Raw genomic sequence first — 15,475 nt, forward strand, 5'->3', positions numbered from 1 at the left:
GCGCGCCAGGGTTAGGTGTGCGCAGCTAACCCGCTCGGGCGCGCCCGAGATGTTTGAATCTAAAGCCCGCCGACCATTTTTGGACGTTCCATCCAAAAATGGCGGGCTTGGGCGGCGAGATTCAGGCCCTCATACCCCAGGCTGGGGTCGCAAGCCTTTCATGAGGCTGATTTTTATGCTATTGTCGCCCTCGACGTGACGGGTGCGGCCTCGCACCTGCATGTCTCGTGGAAGACGACAGCCGTTCCAACGGCTCGCCCGATCGAAGGCGAAGGGTGACTTAAGAGACACTCCAAATCCTGATCCGACTTGGCCCCGCCTCTCCGACGGACGGGTTGCTATCGCTTTTTGGAATGTTTGGAAACGGCGTTTTGGGCGCAAGCCCAATTTTATGAGGACGAACGAATGAGCAAGAGCGGTCTGGAATTCTCGGTCGGCGATCACGTCGTCTACCCCGCCCACGGCGTGGGGAGCATCCAGGGCATCGAGACCCAGGAAGTGGCCGGGATGTCGCTCGAGGTTTACGTCATCACCTTCGACCACGAGAAGATGACCCTTCGCGTTCCGACCAAGAAGGCCAAGGTCGCCGGCCTGCGTCCGCTGGCCGAAGGCGACGTCGTCAGCCAGGCGCTCACCACCCTGAAGGGCCGCGCCCGCGTGAAGCGCACCATGTGGTCGCGTCGCGCCCAGGAGTACGAAGCCAAGATCAACTCGGGCGACCTCGTGTCGATCGCCGAAGTGGTCCGCGACCTGCACCGCGCCGAGAACCAGCCGGAACAGTCCTATTCGGAGCGCCAGCTCTATGAATCGGCCCTGGACCGCATGGCCCGCGAAGTCGCCGCCATCGAGCGCATCGACCGCGAAGCCGCCATCGGCATCCTGACCAAGTCGCTGGTCAAGACGGCCGCCTGAGGCCTTCCAAGCCTACGATGTTTCGAAGACGCCCCCGGTTCCGCCGGGGGCGTTTTTCGTTTGGGAACGGCGCTTGAGGCCTGCGATCTCGCGCCGCGCCCCCTTCCAGACAGCGGATTTCGACCGTAGTCGGCGCCGATACAGGCGGGCAGACGGGCAGACGGGCAGACGGTCATGCTGGACTTCCCCCGATCGCCAGGCGGACCAATCGTCCTTGTAGCGCGACTGCGCACCGCCCATTCGACCAGGCGTCTCAAATTGCGGCGCCGGCGACCTTGGCACGAGACGCGATCCCACCCACTCTGGCCCTATCATCCGGAGCCCGCCATGGCCGCCGAGCCCAAGACCCGCCCCACCGACGCCAGCGTGGACGACTTCCTGGCCGCCTCGCCGCAGGTGCGCCAGGCCGACGCGGCGATCGTCCGCGACCTGCTGGCCAAGGTCGCGGGCGCGCCAGCAGTGATGTGGGGTCCCTCGATCGTCGGCTTCGGCGCCTATCAGACCTCCGGCCCAAAGCCGATGGACTGGCCCCTGCTGGGCTTCTCGCCGCGCAAGACCGAACTGGTGCTCTACTTCGCCTCCGACTTCCCCGAACGCCAGGCCCTGCTGGCCAGGCTCGGCAAGCACCGCTCGGCCGTCTCCTGCGTCTACATCAAGCGCCTGGCCGACATCGACCTGACCGTCCTGCGCCAGCTCGCCGAAGCCTCCGCCGCCTGGACCCGCAGCGGTCATACCGCCTGCTGAGCGCTCACGCCGGCTTCTTCCGCAGCACCCGGGCCCGGCGCTTCTTCAGCCAGATGACCACGCCGGTGACGCTGAGCGCAGCCACGACCAGGCCGGTCAGCGAGATCAGGATGCGTCCCGGGACGCCCAGGATCCGGCCCGAGTGCAGCGGGAACTGCGCCTGGACGAAAATGTCGGCCGCCGTTCCCTTCCACGGCAGGCGCTCGCCCAGGTAGCGACCGTCGGCGCCGTCGTAATAGAGGTAGGGCGGGCCCACGCCGCCAGCCCCATGGTCGTCGCCCACCTTGTGGAAGGCCACGCCGTAGATGCCGTAGTGGGCCGAGTAGAAGGCGCCGCCCACCGGGGCGGTGAAGCCGCGCGCCTGGGCGTCCGCCTTGGCCTTGGCGATGATCGTCTCGTAGGTCTGCTTGGGCAGGATCGGGTTGTCGTGGCTGGTAGGCACGCGGGTGTCGAACGGCGTCGGCGACACCTTCGAGATCTTCGACATCACCGGATAGAACACCTCGCTGTAGAGGTTCAGCGAGAAGGCCGTGAAGGCCACGACGAACAGCACGCCCCACAGCCACAGGCCGAAGGCCCGGTGAATGTCGAAATTGATGCGGTAGGCGCTGGCCTTGGTCTTGATCTGCCAGGCCGGCTTCCAGCGGCTCCAGAAGCTCTTGGCCGGCTTGCGGCCATTGGCGCTGCTGGCCGGCAGGGTCAGGTAGAAGCCGACGAAGCAGTCCAGCGTCCACAGGACCGCGATCACGCCCAGCAGCCAGATCCCCCAGCGGTCGATGCCCCAGAACTCGGGAATGTGCAGGGTGTAGTGGAGCACGTAGAGAAACGAGACGAAGGTCTCGGTCTTGATCGGCCACACCGCGCCCCACTCGCGCCGGCCCTGTTCGACGCCCGTCGCCGGGTCGACGAACACCTGGTTGTAGCCCAGTTCGTAGTGCTTGCCGGTCTTGGGGTCCTGGCGGGCGTCGACGCCGATGGCCAGGGTCTCGCCCGGCTCGGCGACCAGCGGAAAATAGGAGACGATCACCCGGGGGTCGCGCGCCTCGACCGCCTTGACGATGTCCAGCGTCGGCAGGGCCGGGCCGTCGGTCCTGGCGTGCATCAGGTGCGGGTTGAGCACGTCGTCCAGCTCGTGGTCCCACGAGATCACTGCGCCGGTGACCCCCGAGATGAACAGGAAGCCGGCCATGATCAGACCCACCCAGCGGTGGATGAATGTCAGGGTAGGCCGCACCGCCGCGCGGACGGCCGTGGCCGCGCCGGCGGCTCTGCGCACCGGCGGCGAGACGGGCGGCGCATAGGGCGTATCGAGATTGCGCGCGTCCATGTCGGCCGCCTCCTGCTGCTCGGAACCAAGCAGAGCCGGTGCGAGCGATCGCACCGGCTCCTTGAGGGTGTTTCTAGGAATGATTCTTAGAAGCGATAGTCAAGGCGCACCGACGCGTTACGCGGCGCGGCATAGTAGGCCTGCCCCCACATGACGCTGTTCAGGTAGGACTCGTCGAACAGGTTGCGGACATTGAGCGTGACCTTGATCTGGTCGGTCAGGTCGGCGCTGCCCATCAGGTCGACCACGGCATAGGCCTTCTGGGTGACCACGAAGGTGTCCAGGCCCGAGATCTCGTCCTGCCAGCGCAGCGCGGCGCCGACCTTGGCGTTGCGCCACTCCGGGAAGCTGTAGGTGGTGGAGACCTTCAGGCTCTTGCGCGGCAGGAAGGTGCGGGCGTCCGCGCCGTCCTTGTCCTCCAGCGACAGCTGAGTCCAGCCGGCGCTGAGCTGCCAGCGGTCGGTGACCTGGCCGCTGACCTCCAGCTCGTAGCCCTTCGAGGTGGTGTCGACGCCGGTGTAATAGGTGGCGCCCGGCTGGCCGACGGTGCTGTCGACCGGGAAGACGCCGGCGGCCGTCGCCAGGTTCTGCTGCTCGACCTTGAACACAGCGGCGCTGGCGTAGAGCTTGCCGCCGAACCACTCGCTCTTGACGCCCGCCTCGAAGCTTTCGCCCTGGACCGGGTCGAGCTTGCGGTTGCTCGCGTCCACCTCGGCCTGCGGATTGAAGATGTCGGTGTAGCTGCCGTACAGCGACACGTGCGGCGTCACGTCGAAGACGAGGCCGGCATAGGGGCTGGTCTTGGAGACCGTGCGGCCCTGGTCGACGTCGTAGGACGTGCCCGAGGTCTTCTGCTCGACGGCGTTGAAGCCCACCACGCCCTTCAGGCGGTCGGTGAAGTTCAGGTGCGCGGCGCCGAACACGCGGGTCAGGCGGTCCTTGATCTGGGCGGCCGAATTGAGGTCGGTATAGGTGGTCGGCTCGGCGACGCTGCCCCACTCATAGACCGACGGATAGGCCGGATAGGTCGCGCCCGACGAGGCGAAGTCCTCGCGGGTCTGCTCGGCGTAGCTGGCGCCGAACACCAGCTGGTGGGTGCGGCCAAACAGCGACACCGGACCGTTGAAGCTCAGGTCGGCCAGGTCCTGCTTGGACTCCGACGGGTAGCGGCCGACAAAGCCGCCGATGCCTAGGCCCGTGGTCTTGTCCGGATAGCCCGAGGCGTACAGCAGCTTGGCGTTCTGCTCGACGTCCTTGTGGGTGTAGGTCGCCTTGGCCACCCAGTCGTTGTCGAACACGTACGACGCCTCGACGAAGGCGGTCTTGTCGTTGACGTCCCAGTAGGACCAGTCGGCCGAAGTGCTGGCCGAGCGCTTCCAGGGGATGCGCGAGCCGTCCGAGAAGCTCAGCGGCAGCGCGCCCCACAGCACCCCGGTGGCGAGGTTGTCCTGCTGCGAATAGCCGCCGGTGACGTTCAGCTTCGGCGTCAGGTCCCACGACAGCACGCCGTAATAGACGTTCCGGTTGACCTTGTAGTGGTCGAGATAGGAGTCGCGGTCCTGGTTGGCGTAGATCAGGCGGCCCGATAGCGTGCCCGAGGCGTTCAGCGAGCCGGAGACGTCGGCCTCCAGACGCTTGTCGTTCCACGAGCCGTACTGGGCCGCGGCCGAGGCCTGGAAGCCGGCGATCGGGCGCTTGCGGATGTAGTTGACGGTCGCCGAGGGATTGCCGACGCCGGTGGTCAGGCCGTTGACGCCGCGCACCACGTCGACGCGGTCGAACAGGATGGTGTCGATCTCGCCATACTGGATGCCCCAGTTCAGCGGCAGGCCCACGCCATCGACCTGGAAGTTGGTGACGTCGAAGCCGCGGGCGTTGAAGTAGGTGCGGTCGGTCTCGACCCGCTCGACATTGATCCCCACCACGCGGTCCAGCAGGTCGGTGACGCTGGTCAGGCCGAAGTCGCGGATCTGCTGCTGGCCGACGATGGTCATCGATTGGGGCGTCTCGCGCAGGCTGAGATCCAGGCCCGTCGCGCCGGTGGAGCGGGCGCGGGCGCCGGTCACCACCACGCCGTCGACGTTGCTGTCCGCCGAAGCCTCGGCCGCGTCCGCCGAAGGAGCGTCGGCGGCGTGGGCCATGCCGGCCAGGACGGCGGGGCTGATGGCGGCGGCAAGCAGAAGGGCGCGCAGGGATCGGGACATCAAGGGGCTCTCGCGGAAACGATAATGACTCGCAAGAGCGAATAGGCGCCGTGATGGCGGCGTGTCAAACCTTGGCCGGAAACATTCATCGAATTGGGTTATCGCTGCGACTTTTCGGCCACGGCACGGGAAAGTGGCGCCAGGTTAGCGCTACCAATTGGGACTGGCGAAACGTGTCGCGGCCGTGCAAAACCTTGCTGCAACAGTATATTTAGCTTCAGGCTCGACATGTCCCCCAATATCCCGACCCGTCGCGCGACCCTCACCGGCCTTCTGCTCGGGGCGAGCATGACAGCGCTGCCTTTTGACGCAAGAGCGGCGACGCGCGCCCTGCCCTACCGCTGGCGCAACGTCCGGGTCGGCGGCGGCGGCTTCGTGCCGAACGTGGTGTTCAGCCCCGTCGAAAAGGGCCTGGCCTATCTGCGCTCCGACATGGGCGGCGCCTATCGCTGGCAAGCCTCGGAGAGCCGCTGGATCCCCCTGCTCGACGATCAGGCCCAGGGCAGCTGGCAAGGCGTCGAAAGCGTCGCGCCCGATCCGGTCGATCCAAACCGCGTCTACCTGGCCTGCGGCATGGGCCGGCCCGACCCGGCCGCCATCCTGCGCTCGGAGACCCGCGGAACCGACTGGACCGTGATCCCGGTCCCCTTCCGGATGGGCGGCAACGAGGATGGCCGGGGCCTGGGCGAGCGTCTGGCCATCGATCCCAACGACACCCGCGTGCTCTATTTCGCCTCGCGCCACGACGGCCTGCAGGTCAGCCGCGACCGCGGCGCGACCTGGGGCAAGTCCGCCAGCTTCCCGCTGCCGGGCCTGGGCCTCAACGCCCGCCCCGCGCCCACGCACGGCGGCCTGTCGTTCGTGATCTTCGATCCGCGCAGCGGCGCGGCCGGCCAGGGCTCGAAGACCATCTTCGTCGGCGTCGCCGACCCGTCCGAGCATCACCTGTGGCGCAGCGACGACGGCGGCGCGACCTGGAAGCCGATCCCCGCCCCGCACGCCTATCTGGCCTGCAAGGCGGCGCTCGACAGAAAAGGCCGGCTCTACGTCACCTATTCCAGCGGCATCGGCCCGTCGAACGTGGAGGACGGCGCGGTCTGGCGGCTAGACACCGCCGCCAACGCCTGGACCGAGATCACGCCGGCCAAGCCCCTGCCCCAGCGCGGCGGCGGCTTCATGGGCGTGGCGGTCGACGCAAACGGCGCGGTGGCGGTGACCAGCCTCAACCGCTGGAACCCGTATGACACGCTGTGGCGCTCCACCGACCACGGCGCGACCTGGACCGACCTCTATCCCGACGCCCGCCGCGACGTGACGACGACGCCGTTCCTGCACTGGGGCGAGCCGGAAGCCGACTTCGGCTGGTGGATGGCGGGCCTGGCCATCGACCCGTTCGACCCGGATTTCGCCTGCTACACCACCGGCGCGACCATCTACGCCACCCGCGAGTTCACCAAGGCCTCCTCGGGGCGCCCAACCACCTGGTTCCCGTGGGTGGAGGGCATTGAGCAGACGGCGATCATCACCCTGGCCAGCCTGCCCGAGGGCCCGCAACTGCTTAGCGGCTTTGGCGACATTTCCGGCTTCGTGCACGACGACCTGGCCGTCTCGCCCACCGACCAGTTCACCACCCCGGTGTTCGGCAACACCAACTTCATCGACTATGCGGGCAGGAAGCCGTCGGTGGTCGTCCGCAGCGGCACGCCGCACCAGCGCCACGGCGGACCAACCCTGGCCTGGTCGGCCGATCACGGCCGCACCTGGGCGCCGCTGACGGCGCCGCGCATCACGGGCGCTCCTTCCCCGCCCGGCCAGGGCCGTCGCGGGCCCGACCCGCACGACGACGCCGCCATCGTCGTCAACGCCGACGGCGCGGTGTTCATGGTCATGACCGCCCAGCCCCAGGTCACCCGCGACCGCGGCGCGACCTGGACGCTCTGCCGGGGCCTGCCCGCCTGGGTCCGCCCCGTGCCCGACCGCGTCGATCCCCGGCGCTTCACCGCCATCGACACCCAGACCGGCAGGCGCTTCGTCAGCACCGACGCCGGCGCCAGCTTCAATGAGGCCGCGACGCGCGGCCTGCCCGCCGACCTGTCGGCCGACCAGGTGACCTGGCGCGAGATCCCCTGGCCGCTGAAGGCCGTGCCGGGCCAGGTCGGCCATCTGTGGTTCGTCTCCACCCAGGGCCTCTACCGCTCCACCGACGGCGGCGCGCGCTTCTCGCGGATCGACGGCGGCGTGCAGGTCGACCAGCTCGACTTCGGAGCCCAGCCGCCCGGCAAGCCTCACCCCGCCCTCTTCGCCATCGGTCGCAAGGACGGGGTCAAGGCCATCTGGCGCTCGGACGACGAGGGCGCGAGCTGGGTGCGCGTCAACGACGCCCGCCACGAGTACGGCCGCCGCTTCCGATGCCTGGCCGCCGACATGCGGGTGTACGGGCGCGTCTACGTGGGCACGGACGGACGCGGCATCGTCTACGGCGAGCCGGGCTGAGGCCCCTCAGGCCGCGTGGCCGAACCCGTGCACGGCGTCGCGCAGGTGACCGAAATTGATCGGCTTGGACAGCACCGTCACGTCCTCGAAACCCTTGCGCGGCAAGGCCCCGTAGCCCGTGGCGAAGACAAACGGCACGCCCTTGGCCCGCAGGGCCTCGGCCACCGGAAACACCATCTCGCCGCCGATGTTGATGTCGAGCACCGCCCCGTCCAGCGACGGCTTGCCGTCGTCGAGATAGGCCAGGGCCTCGCCCACGGCGCCGAACGAGCCGGAAACCTCGCAGCCGAGATCGGTCAGCAGGTCCTCGACCATCATGGCGACCAGCGCCTCGTCCTCGACGATCATGATCCGACGCCCGCTCATGCCGCCGCCAGCCTTTGCGACAGCGGGGCTCGGAAGGTGAAGACCAGCCCGTCGGGCAGGAAGTCGAGCACCGCCGCGCCGCCCAGGTCGCGCGACAGGCCCCGGCGGATCAGCCGCGAGCCGAAGCCCTCTTCCTTTGGCCCGGGCGCCGTCACCGGCGGACCGCCGCGCTCGCGCCATTCCAGGGCGAAGGTGGGATGGCCGCCCGCCGCGTCCTCGATGCGCCAGGTGACGAACACCTGGCCCGTCGCGACCGACAGGGCCCCGTACTTGGCGGCGTTGACGATCAGTTCATGCAGGGTCATGTGCACGGCCACGGCGGCCTCGGGGGTGATCTCGATCGGCGGCCCCTCGACCACGAACCGGCCATCCTCCAGCCCGCCGAACGGCCGCATGGCCGCGGCCAGGATCTCGCGCAGCTGGGCCTTGCCCCAGGCCTGCTTGGTCAAGAGTTCGTGGGCCTGCGACAGCGCCAGCAGCCGCGACTCGAACGACTCGTTGAAGGCCTCCGGCGAGGTCGCCGTCCGCAGGGTCTGGCTGGCGATCGACTGCACCGAGGCCAGGGTGTTCTTCACCCGGTGGTCCAGCTCGCGCATCAGGAAGGTGCGGCGCTCCAGCTCCTTGTTGAGCGAGGCCTGCAAGCGGCCGCTCTCCAGGGCCGCGGCGGTGGCGCGGGCCATGACCTGCAGCTTGGCCACCGTCTCGGGCGGCGGCGTGTGCTCCTTGGCCCAGTAGGCGCCCAGGGCCGCGATCGGATCGCGGGTGCGCACCGGCGTCATCACCAGGCTTTTGACGAAGGTCGGCCTGTAGGCGTCGTGCGGAATGCGGTCGTCCTGGTAGATGTCGGGGATCACCACCGTCTGGCGGTTCAGCATCGCCCAGCCCGAGATGCAGGCGGTCAGCGGAAAGCGCTTGCCCTTCCACAGCGGACCGATCGCGTCCTCGTCCAGATACCAGCAGCAGTCGTCGTCGCGCAGCACGAAGGCCACGCCGTCGGCGCCCGAGATTCGGCGCGCGGAGGAGCGGACCACCGCGGCCACCTCGTCGATGGTCCGGGTCGCCGAGAGCTCCTCGATCGTTTCGACCAGCGTCAGGAGGGCGGAATCGTCTTCGCCGTCCGACAGGTCGTGCTCGGCCATATCCAACATACGAAAGGACGCTCGCGGATCCACTGGAACGCGAGCCTAGCACGCGTAGATGAGACAACAACAAGAGGCGTGATGACGCACGCATCTACTCACGGTTGCCGGGAAGGTTAACAGAGTCTTCCGGGCGACGCACAGTCGAACCAGATCAAGGCCTTGTAGCGGCGCCGTAAGAACTTTCCCGCCACCTCCCCCGCGACAATCCGTCGCGCCGCCGCGACGGTCAGGCTTCGCACCAGGCCCAACATGCGCTATGCACCCTCTCCGCCGCACACGCGGCCCGGTAGCTCAGCAGGATAGAGCAGCGCTTTCCTAAAGCGAAGGTCGGGGGTTCGAGTCCCTCCCGGGCCGCCACGCGGAGCCTTGTGCAGCAGGGGTTTGCTGCTTAAGGCCCGGTCCGGGACCCAGCCTCAAAATCGGAACAAAACCGGTCAATCTCGATGGTCCGGGACCTAATCCCCCGGAATAGTCCCGGACGATGTTCTAAATCCGTTCACGGCGGCCGAGCACTTCCGAGCCTCCTTTGGTGCGCTTCGCGAGACGCAGTGTCGGCCCAGCGAAGGCGAACCCGATTCGCCGAAGGTTTATCAGCCAGAGAGCAATTGACTCCTGCCGCTTACAGATGAGAACATTTACGGAACATCTGGAGCTGACAAATGCCCCCGCCCCGCGCTAAGGAGCGCGCGACGACGCGCGCCCGCGCCGTCCCGAAGCCCCGCGTTTACCTGACCGCCGTCGTCAAGCTGACGCGGGTGCGGGCGCACGGTGCCGACCCGACATCACGCACCCTGCATTTCACTTTTCCGCAGAAGAGCAGTAGGTCGAGCCGTGCGACGAGCGAATTCGTCGAGGTTGAGGACGTGCCGTCCTTCGACGGCGAAAGCGCCTGGTTCGAGATGGAGAAGGTCCAGCGCGGCGAAGGCCGGCGTTGGCCCTGGTGGCGCGCCGTGCGCCAGGTGGAGCCGCCCGCGGATGCCTGAGCCCTCGGCCAGCGATCGACGCAAGGCCGCGCAACTCAGCGACACCTTCGCGCACGTGCGCCTGGTCGAGGCGCTGGAGCGGGGCTGGGAGATCGGCTTCCGCTGTCAGTTTTGTGGCCACGGCAAGACGTGGCGGCGCGACGTGATGCTTGGGCGGGCGCGCCCACTGCTCAACTGCACCATGACCGAGATTCAGGCCAAGGCCGTCTGCCCGCGCTGTCCGGGTCGTATGCCCGTCATGACCTTTAACGGCGTGCTGCAACCGGCCGATGCGGCCAGGGCGCGCTGGGAGGTGATGAACGCGTTGATGGACGCAGGACTGATCCCCGCGGACTACGGCTATGGCCATGGCGGCCGATAACGCATGGCCCAGATTTGGCCGACCCTGCGCCGCATCAAGACGGCGCTCACGATCCGGTGCATCCGTTGCGGCAACCGAGCCGTTTGGAGCCGGGAGAAGGCGATCGTGAACCTGGGCGGACACACCATGCCCCACGAGATACGGGGCAAGCTCCGATGCAGCCGCTGCGGCGCGCGGGGCCGCGATCACCTAGTCGATGTCGATGCAGAGATGTAGCGTTCGCACATGAGCCAGTGGAAGAAGCCCAATCGCGCGCCTGACCACGAGCAATTCGAGGAAGGCCCACCACCCGACGTCGTAAAGCAGCTCGAGAGCGACGAACGGCGCCACTACGAGCTGTTTATCGACATGGGCGATCCAGAGCACGCCCCGCGCGGATGGTGGGCGCTGCGCCGCTGGGATCGGCGGCCCGACGATGTGTAACCTCTACAGCCTCAAGACCGCTGACCTGTTCGAGACCTGGGCCAAGGTGCTGCGCCTGCCGGTGGTGTGGGAGGGGCAGGCCAGCAACTTCCAGCCTCGCCCTGAAATCCGCATGACCGAGACCGCGCCGATCGTCCGGCATGTCGGCGACCAGGCCGTGGGTTCGATGACCCCGTGGGGCTGGCCGGGGCCGCGCGGCCCCGTTTTCAACTTCGTCAGCGAAGGGCGAGACTTTTCCGGCAGCGACCGCGTGCTAATCCCTGCCGACGCCTTCTATGAGTTCACGACGCCCCAGCCTGGCCAGAAGCGCAAGACGCGCTGGCGCTTCACCATGCCGGCCAGCCCGCTCTTCTGGATCGCCGGCATCGTAAAGAACGGCGCCTGGACGATGCTTACGACCGAGCCCGGACCGGATGTCGCGCCTTACCACGATCGGCAAGTCGTGGTGCTGGCCGGCGCGCAAGGCCGGGACTGGCTCGACCTGGAGCGGCCGGCTGCCGAGATCCTGCGCGCTTTGCCAGCTGGGGAGCTGGCGGTCGAGAGGGACTTTCCGCCCCTGCGCCAGGACCTCTTCAGCTCATGAGCGATCCCATCGACTACTGGAAGGACGTGGTCCGCCGCGGCGTCCTCGCCGTCGGCTACTCTCTACAGCGCACCATCGGCGAACCGATCCTGGCGGCGGAATTGGCCCAGCCGCAGGAGGGCCTGAAGCTTCGCGCGGCCTACGCGGCCATCGAGATGCACAAGCTGGCCAGCGCCGAGACCGGCACGGCGCTCCACGTCGCCCAGCGCCGCCTGGCCGCTGCACTGGCGTCTAGCCCGGCAGCTGCTGAGCTCGCCGCGTATCAAGGCCTGCTGATCGAGCGTCTATGGGTGGAAGTGGCGGTGGACCCGGCGCAGGGTCTGGAGCGCTTGGCCTATCCCCACGAAGAATAGCTATCGCCGCAGGATAGCAGAGCCTGCCGGGTGCTCAGATGAACGCGGTTCGCGTTTCGTCGTTGATCGCAAGCGAGATCTTGGCTCGTATATCCTTTGGAGACTAGGTCTATCAGTAATGGCCGGTATGGCTTGCCGGTGAAGCGTACCTGCGCAATGCGCAATCTCCGCAGTAAATAGCGACACTGGCGGAGCGCTGTTCGAAAAAAGGGGGGGGGGGGGGGCACACATGACTCTGATCGTTGGCTACCAGCACCGCGAGCATGGCATGTGGCTTCTCGGCGATGCCCTCCTGACGACTGACTATCCGTTCAATGGTGACAGCCCAATCCCGACGAGCCCCCTGCCCAACGAAGCTATTTGGGAAAAGTCATTTCGCGTTGTTGGACTCTTTCCAAAGGTGTTGATTGTTGCGCCGCACCTTGCAGTGGCTTGGTGTGGAAATCTAAGCGCTGCAATGCTGTGGATTGATAGGCTGCGGGACGAGTTTTCAAGCCCAAGGCATGGTGAAGAGTATTCAAATTATATTAACGCCAATCCACCGAATAATTTCAGCTGTATATTGCTGTGCTCATACACATCAGATGACGAAACGCACACCTTCATCGTGTGCTCTGATGGCGTTCTGACTACACAAAATGCCGCGCGCTCGATCGCAGTCGACGGGAGCGGAGCGGATCACTTCATTCGCACTTTCCACAGCTCGGTTGAAAGTCGCAATCCAGAAGACAGTGATCGAAACATCACCTTCAAATTGCTATCTTACGCGAACCGTTTCATGGTTGAGCAGCAGTATGAGGCGGCCAAAAGTATAGCAACACGTGCGGGCGGATACTTCGATCTTGTTCATATGCGCATGGATGGCTCCCTCGCAAGAGTATCGCCTGTACTATTTTGGCATCTTGAGATTTTATTCGACGGCGATGCGATCAGCATTGGTGAACTCGGAAACCTATATCACATTAGCCACAGCCGGGAAGGCGTTGCGCTTGTAACAAGTAGCCTTGGAAACGAGCGATGCGAGTGGATTATCCATCCGCCTTCTAGTGATGGAGAAATGCCCGAAGGCCTTAGAGATGGGGAAACTATTGTAGAGTACGCAATTATCTCAATACACGAGCGCGCAACTGGAAAAAACGCGGATATTGCGTACGCGAAAGGAGACGGTCCTGGCCGCGTGTTCTTGGAGATGAACGGGAGGCGGCGCAAGGTAGGCTTGGACCTTGAGTACTTTACACCATTGTTCCGCTCCGCGCTCGAGCGGGCTGTCCCCTTGTCACAAGCGGAAGCCCCCTAAATCTGGGGGATTGTAACCCGGCCCGCCGGAGCGCACCGTTTGCATAGCGTAGGGATCGACGCACCACGAGAGGGTGATGCCGAGATCGCCGGACGCGGGCCGCCCTGCCCCCTCTCGCGGGGCGGCCACTTATCACGACGGCGACTGTGCGAGGCTGCTCACTGCGAGGGCGTTGGGACCATCGCGCGCCACAGCGCCTCCTGCTGCGCCACCCAGGCACGGCAGCCTAGAGCCTCTTCGCGCCATTCGTAGGCGACGCCGTAGTTGCCGACGACGGTTCCGGCGACGGCAGAGAGCGGAACGCCGGAAGGGGCGTCGACCATGAGGCCGGGGGCGTCGGGAAGGCCGGGCAGACCAGTTGCGGCTTGGTCGTGCAGGCGCACAAAGCCGACAGGGACGTCAACGCGGCGATCAGCTTCAACCGTGACATAGACGGGGACCTTTTCGATGAGGGTTTTCGTGATGGTGCGGATCTCGACCTTGCGAGCGGCGCTCTGCTGGTCGACGGCGGCGGTGATCGCCTTGCCGACTTTCTCGACCTTGGCCGAAGTCTTACGGGCCGCCTCTTCGCGCAGGGCCTGGGCGGTGACTTCGCGCTCGACGCCGGCCTTGAACCCGGCGCGATAGGTCAAGATCAGGACGAGCGCGGCGACGCCCAGGACGGCGAGCGCCCGGCCGGCCGGCGTCGCCAGGAAGTGGCGCAGGCCCGCGCCCCAGGCCTTCAGGATCGCGACGAGGGCGGTCATTTGCCGCCTCGCCGCGCATAGGCCTTGGCCAGCCGCTCGTCGTAGGCGTTGTCGCGGTACGACGGCCCGTTGTAGCCAGCGGCCAGACGGTCCCACCGCTTTTCCTTCAGGTGCTTGAGCAGGCCTTCCGATTGCAGGAACGACAGCATGGCGACGAGCTGGTCGCGCTCGCTGGCGGCCATCGCTCGAACGAAGGTCCAGACGTCAGGGAAGCCGCAGGCTGCGTAGTTGAACCCCATGATCTGACCGAGGCCCCAGGACGTCGCTTCCAGCGCGGCGCCAGGCACGAGGGCTACGGCGGCGGCGAGCAGTTCCCACCGGCCGACCTGGGCGGACGGCTGCACCCGCTTGGCGCGGTCGGCATAGGGGAATGACAGGGCCGGGTAACGGCCGTCGAAGTCATTGCCCGTGCGCGAACGGAACTGGTGGCCTTCATAGCGAATGACCGGCCGGCCGGTGGCGGGGTCTTGCCCCCGGCCGCTGGCCTCGACGTCGACGAGCGCGCCGACGTGAGCAGCGGTCAGGCCATGCAGGCTGGCGGCCTGGTCGAGGTCAGCGTCGGTAAGACGCCGAGCGGGTGAAGAGAGGGCCGCAAAGAATGCGGCTCGGCTCAAGGGGCCAAACTGGCCATCGACAGCGCCGGCATACAGGCCAAGCGCCGTCAGGCGACGTTGAAGGTCGCGGACGTCCATAGTGGATCTCCGATTTCAGGAAGCGGGCGGTTCGCGCCTACGCGCGACGGAGCCCAAGAGGATCGAGCCGGCGGTAGCGAACAGCGCCGCCAGGGCCAGCGTGAAGGGACCAACGACGCGGGGCTGGCCGAGGGCCACAAGCGCGGCGATCAGCCAGAACACCCCCACACCCTGGACAGGCCAGACGACCCGAAGGCCGAGGGTTCGCCACCCCCGGCCGTCGGTTGAGAGGAGCCGGGCGGCGAGGATCCAGGCCCCCGCCGACCAGCAGGCCAAGGTCACCGCGAGAGCCTCGGCCATGGCGCTCGCGCCGCTCATTTCGCGAACCCCGGAACGAAGCGCTTGGCCCATTCCACGGCCGCCGCCCTGGCCTTCGGCTCGCCTAGGAAGGTGACGGTCAGCGCCACGACCAGGGCCGAGGACGTAACCGCGTCGATCTTGACGCCCAGCTTGATCGGCAGGACGCCGATGACGGCGTTGATGGCGTCGGCCGACCATGGCTGCGCGAGGTGCGCGGCCAGGACGCCCAGCGCGGCCACGAGGGTCTTTTCGAGCACCGCCCTTGCGATGGCGCGGCGCGAGTTCTCCTCGTCGCCCAGCACAATAGGCACGAGGGCGAGCCCCCATAGGAGGAAGGCCACGACCGCGCTTACCGCGAGCGCGTGCAGCCGCGATTTGTCCAGCATCCGCCGGCCCCTTTTCGATGTTGGATCAGCGGCGGGAAAACGCTGCGCCGCTCAGCGTTCTGCGGGGCGCCGCAAGGGACGCGACACTTACCCCTTACTCAGGCCCCGGCCTTGCGCCGGGGCCTTCTTTCGCCAGCCCGTGAGCCTGGCGTTTTCGCCCCAA

The 15,475-nt window shown here is 66.8% G+C and carries 17 protein-coding genes and 1 tRNA gene; 10 read left to right on the forward strand and 8 right to left on the reverse strand.

Annotation, left to right across the window (positions count from 1 at the left end; genetic code table 11):
• Positions 1 to 405: 405 nt before the first annotated feature.
• Positions 406 to 912: a CarD family transcriptional regulator gene (locus tag DDF67_RS09405; protein ID WP_109100623.1), complete on the forward strand. Its 507-nt coding sequence runs from the start codon at positions 406 to 408 to the stop codon at positions 910 to 912.
• Positions 913 to 1,239: 327 nt separating this feature from the next.
• On the forward strand, positions 1,240 to 1,656 hold the full coding sequence (locus tag DDF67_RS09410) for a DUF1801 domain-containing protein (RefSeq protein ID WP_109100624.1): 417 nt from the start codon (positions 1,240 to 1,242) through the stop codon (positions 1,654 to 1,656).
• Positions 1,657 to 1,660: 4 nt separating this feature from the next.
• Here the strand turns inward: DDF67_RS09410 and DDF67_RS09415 are convergent, their stop codons facing one another.
• The gene (locus DDF67_RS09415) at positions 1,661 to 3,037 is read right to left on the reverse strand and encodes a PepSY-associated TM helix domain-containing protein (protein WP_233247596.1); all 1,377 of its coding nucleotides are present in this window, start codon (positions 3,035 to 3,037) and stop codon (positions 1,661 to 1,663) included.
• Between the two features lie 32 nt (positions 3,038 to 3,069).
• Complete coding sequence (locus tag DDF67_RS09420) at positions 3,070 to 5,187, reverse strand: TonB-dependent siderophore receptor (RefSeq protein WP_109100626.1); 2,118 nt, start codon at positions 5,185 to 5,187, stop codon at positions 3,070 to 3,072.
• 288 nt (positions 5,188 to 5,475) lie between these two features.
• Here DDF67_RS09420 and DDF67_RS09425 point away from each other — a divergent pair, with 288 nt between their 5' ends.
• Positions 5,476 to 7,680, forward strand: a complete 2,205-nt coding sequence (locus DDF67_RS09425) for a WD40/YVTN/BNR-like repeat-containing protein (RefSeq protein ID WP_199229196.1) — start codon at positions 5,476 to 5,478, stop codon at positions 7,678 to 7,680.
• A 6-nt stretch (positions 7,681 to 7,686) separates the two neighbouring features.
• On the opposite strand, the gene DDF67_RS09430 is transcribed toward DDF67_RS09425, so the two are convergent.
• Both DDF67_RS09430 and DDF67_RS09435 read right to left on the reverse strand, forming a co-directional pair.
• On the reverse strand, positions 7,687 to 8,046 hold the full coding sequence (locus tag DDF67_RS09430) for a response regulator (RefSeq protein ID WP_109100628.1): 360 nt from the start codon (positions 8,044 to 8,046) through the stop codon (positions 7,687 to 7,689).
• Entirely contained in the window at positions 8,043 to 9,185 is a 1,143-nt protein-coding gene (locus DDF67_RS09435) for a sensor histidine kinase (RefSeq protein ID WP_332888321.1), read from the reverse strand. The genes DDF67_RS09430 and DDF67_RS09435 overlap by 4 nt, the downstream gene beginning before the upstream one ends.
• A 283-nt stretch (positions 9,186 to 9,468) precedes the next feature.
• Here DDF67_RS09435 and DDF67_RS09440 point away from each other — a divergent pair.
• The 7 genes from DDF67_RS09440 (at position 9,469) to DDF67_RS25285 (ending at position 13,188) form a co-directional block, all read left to right on the forward strand.
• Positions 9,469 to 9,545: transfer RNA gene (locus tag DDF67_RS09440), tRNA-Arg, on the forward strand.
• Positions 9,546 to 9,847: 302 nt separating this feature from the next.
• The gene (locus DDF67_RS09445) at positions 9,848 to 10,171 is read left to right on the forward strand and encodes a hypothetical protein (RefSeq protein WP_109100630.1); all 324 of its coding nucleotides are present in this window, start codon (positions 9,848 to 9,850) and stop codon (positions 10,169 to 10,171) included.
• Positions 10,164 to 10,532 (forward strand): hypothetical protein, encoded by a 369-nt coding sequence (locus tag DDF67_RS09450; RefSeq protein WP_109100631.1) that lies wholly within the window; start codon positions 10,164 to 10,166, stop codon positions 10,530 to 10,532. The genes DDF67_RS09445 and DDF67_RS09450 overlap by 8 nt, the downstream gene beginning before the upstream one ends.
• Positions 10,533 to 10,757: 225 nt before the next feature.
• Complete coding sequence (locus DDF67_RS25280; protein WP_146197986.1) at positions 10,758 to 10,955, forward strand: hypothetical protein; 198 nt, start codon at positions 10,758 to 10,760, stop codon at positions 10,953 to 10,955.
• The gene (locus DDF67_RS09455) at positions 10,948 to 11,538 is read left to right on the forward strand and encodes an SOS response-associated peptidase family protein (RefSeq protein ID WP_109100632.1); all 591 of its coding nucleotides are present in this window, start codon (positions 10,948 to 10,950) and stop codon (positions 11,536 to 11,538) included. Before DDF67_RS25280 ends, DDF67_RS09455 begins: the two co-directional genes overlap by 8 nt.
• Complete coding sequence (locus DDF67_RS09460; protein WP_109100633.1) at positions 11,535 to 11,891, forward strand: hypothetical protein; 357 nt, start codon at positions 11,535 to 11,537, stop codon at positions 11,889 to 11,891. Before DDF67_RS09455 ends, DDF67_RS09460 begins: the two co-directional genes overlap by 4 nt.
• 229 nt (positions 11,892 to 12,120) lie before the next feature.
• On the forward strand, positions 12,121 to 13,188 hold the full coding sequence (locus tag DDF67_RS25285) for a hypothetical protein (RefSeq protein WP_146197987.1): 1,068 nt from the start codon (positions 12,121 to 12,123) through the stop codon (positions 13,186 to 13,188).
• Between the two features lie 158 nt (positions 13,189 to 13,346).
• Here DDF67_RS25285 and DDF67_RS09465 read toward each other — a convergent pair whose 3' ends face one another.
• Genes DDF67_RS09465 through DDF67_RS09480 form a run of 4 tightly spaced genes read right to left on the reverse strand, consistent with a single transcriptional unit; the run spans position 13,347 to position 15,312 of the window.
• A complete protein-coding gene (locus DDF67_RS09465) occupies positions 13,347 to 13,934 on the reverse strand; it encodes a hypothetical protein (protein ID WP_109100634.1) in 588 nt (195 codons plus the stop codon).
• A complete protein-coding gene (locus DDF67_RS09470; protein ID WP_109100635.1) occupies positions 13,931 to 14,626 on the reverse strand; it encodes an N-acetylmuramidase domain-containing protein in 696 nt (231 codons plus the stop codon). The genes DDF67_RS09465 and DDF67_RS09470 overlap by 4 nt, the downstream gene beginning before the upstream one ends.
• A 15-nt stretch (positions 14,627 to 14,641) precedes the next feature.
• Positions 14,642 to 14,944, reverse strand: coding sequence for a hypothetical protein (locus DDF67_RS09475; protein ID WP_109100636.1), 303 nt, complete (start codon positions 14,942 to 14,944; stop codon positions 14,642 to 14,644).
• Positions 14,941 to 15,312, reverse strand: a complete 372-nt coding sequence (locus tag DDF67_RS09480) for a hypothetical protein (RefSeq protein WP_109100637.1) — start codon at positions 15,310 to 15,312, stop codon at positions 14,941 to 14,943. Before DDF67_RS09480 ends, DDF67_RS09475 begins: the two co-directional genes overlap by 4 nt.
• Between the last annotated feature and the right edge of the window lie 163 nt (positions 15,313 to 15,475).

Source organism: Caulobacter endophyticus (genome assembly GCF_003116815.1).
Taxonomy (GTDB): domain Bacteria; phylum Pseudomonadota; class Alphaproteobacteria; order Caulobacterales; family Caulobacteraceae; genus Caulobacter; species Caulobacter endophyticus.

Bases quoted from the DNA above. Each gene is read 5' to 3' on its own strand.
- DDF67_RS09405 (WP_109100623.1), top strand. From the start codon at position 406: ATGAGCAAGAGCGGTCTGGAATTCTCGGTCGGCGATCACGTCGTCTAC.
- DDF67_RS25280 (WP_146197986.1), top strand. From the start codon at position 10,758: ATGAGCCAGTGGAAGAAGCCCAATCGCGCGCCTGACCACGAGCAATTC.
- DDF67_RS09445 (WP_109100630.1), top strand. From the start codon at position 9,848: ATGCCCCCGCCCCGCGCTAAGGAGCGCGCGACGACGCGCGCCCGCGCC.
- DDF67_RS09480 (WP_109100637.1), bottom strand. From the start codon at position 15,312: ATGCTGGACAAATCGCGGCTGCACGCGCTCGCGGTAAGCGCGGTCGTG.
- DDF67_RS09460 (WP_109100633.1), top strand. From the start codon at position 11,535: ATGAGCGATCCCATCGACTACTGGAAGGACGTGGTCCGCCGCGGCGTC.
- DDF67_RS09455 (WP_109100632.1), top strand. From the start codon at position 10,948: ATGTGTAACCTCTACAGCCTCAAGACCGCTGACCTGTTCGAGACCTGG.
- DDF67_RS09420 (WP_109100626.1), bottom strand. From the start codon at position 5,187: ATGTCCCGATCCCTGCGCGCCCTTCTGCTTGCCGCCGCCATCAGCCCC.
- DDF67_RS09465 (WP_109100634.1), bottom strand. From the start codon at position 13,934: ATGACCGCCCTCGTCGCGATCCTGAAGGCCTGGGGCGCGGGCCTGCGC.
- DDF67_RS09410 (WP_109100624.1), top strand. From the start codon at position 1,240: ATGGCCGCCGAGCCCAAGACCCGCCCCACCGACGCCAGCGTGGACGAC.
- DDF67_RS09435 (WP_332888321.1), bottom strand. From the start codon at position 9,185: ATGGCCGAGCACGACCTGTCGGACGGCGAAGACGATTCCGCCCTCCTG.
- DDF67_RS09450 (WP_109100631.1), top strand. From the start codon at position 10,164: ATGCCTGAGCCCTCGGCCAGCGATCGACGCAAGGCCGCGCAACTCAGC.
- DDF67_RS09470 (WP_109100635.1), bottom strand. From the start codon at position 14,626: ATGGACGTCCGCGACCTTCAACGTCGCCTGACGGCGCTTGGCCTGTAT.
- DDF67_RS25285 (WP_146197987.1), top strand. From the start codon at position 12,121: ATGACTCTGATCGTTGGCTACCAGCACCGCGAGCATGGCATGTGGCTT.
- DDF67_RS09475 (WP_109100636.1), bottom strand. From the start codon at position 14,944: ATGAGCGGCGCGAGCGCCATGGCCGAGGCTCTCGCGGTGACCTTGGCC.
- DDF67_RS09425 (WP_199229196.1), top strand. From the start codon at position 5,476: ATGACAGCGCTGCCTTTTGACGCAAGAGCGGCGACGCGCGCCCTGCCC.
- DDF67_RS09430 (WP_109100628.1), bottom strand. From the start codon at position 8,046: ATGAGCGGGCGTCGGATCATGATCGTCGAGGACGAGGCGCTGGTCGCC.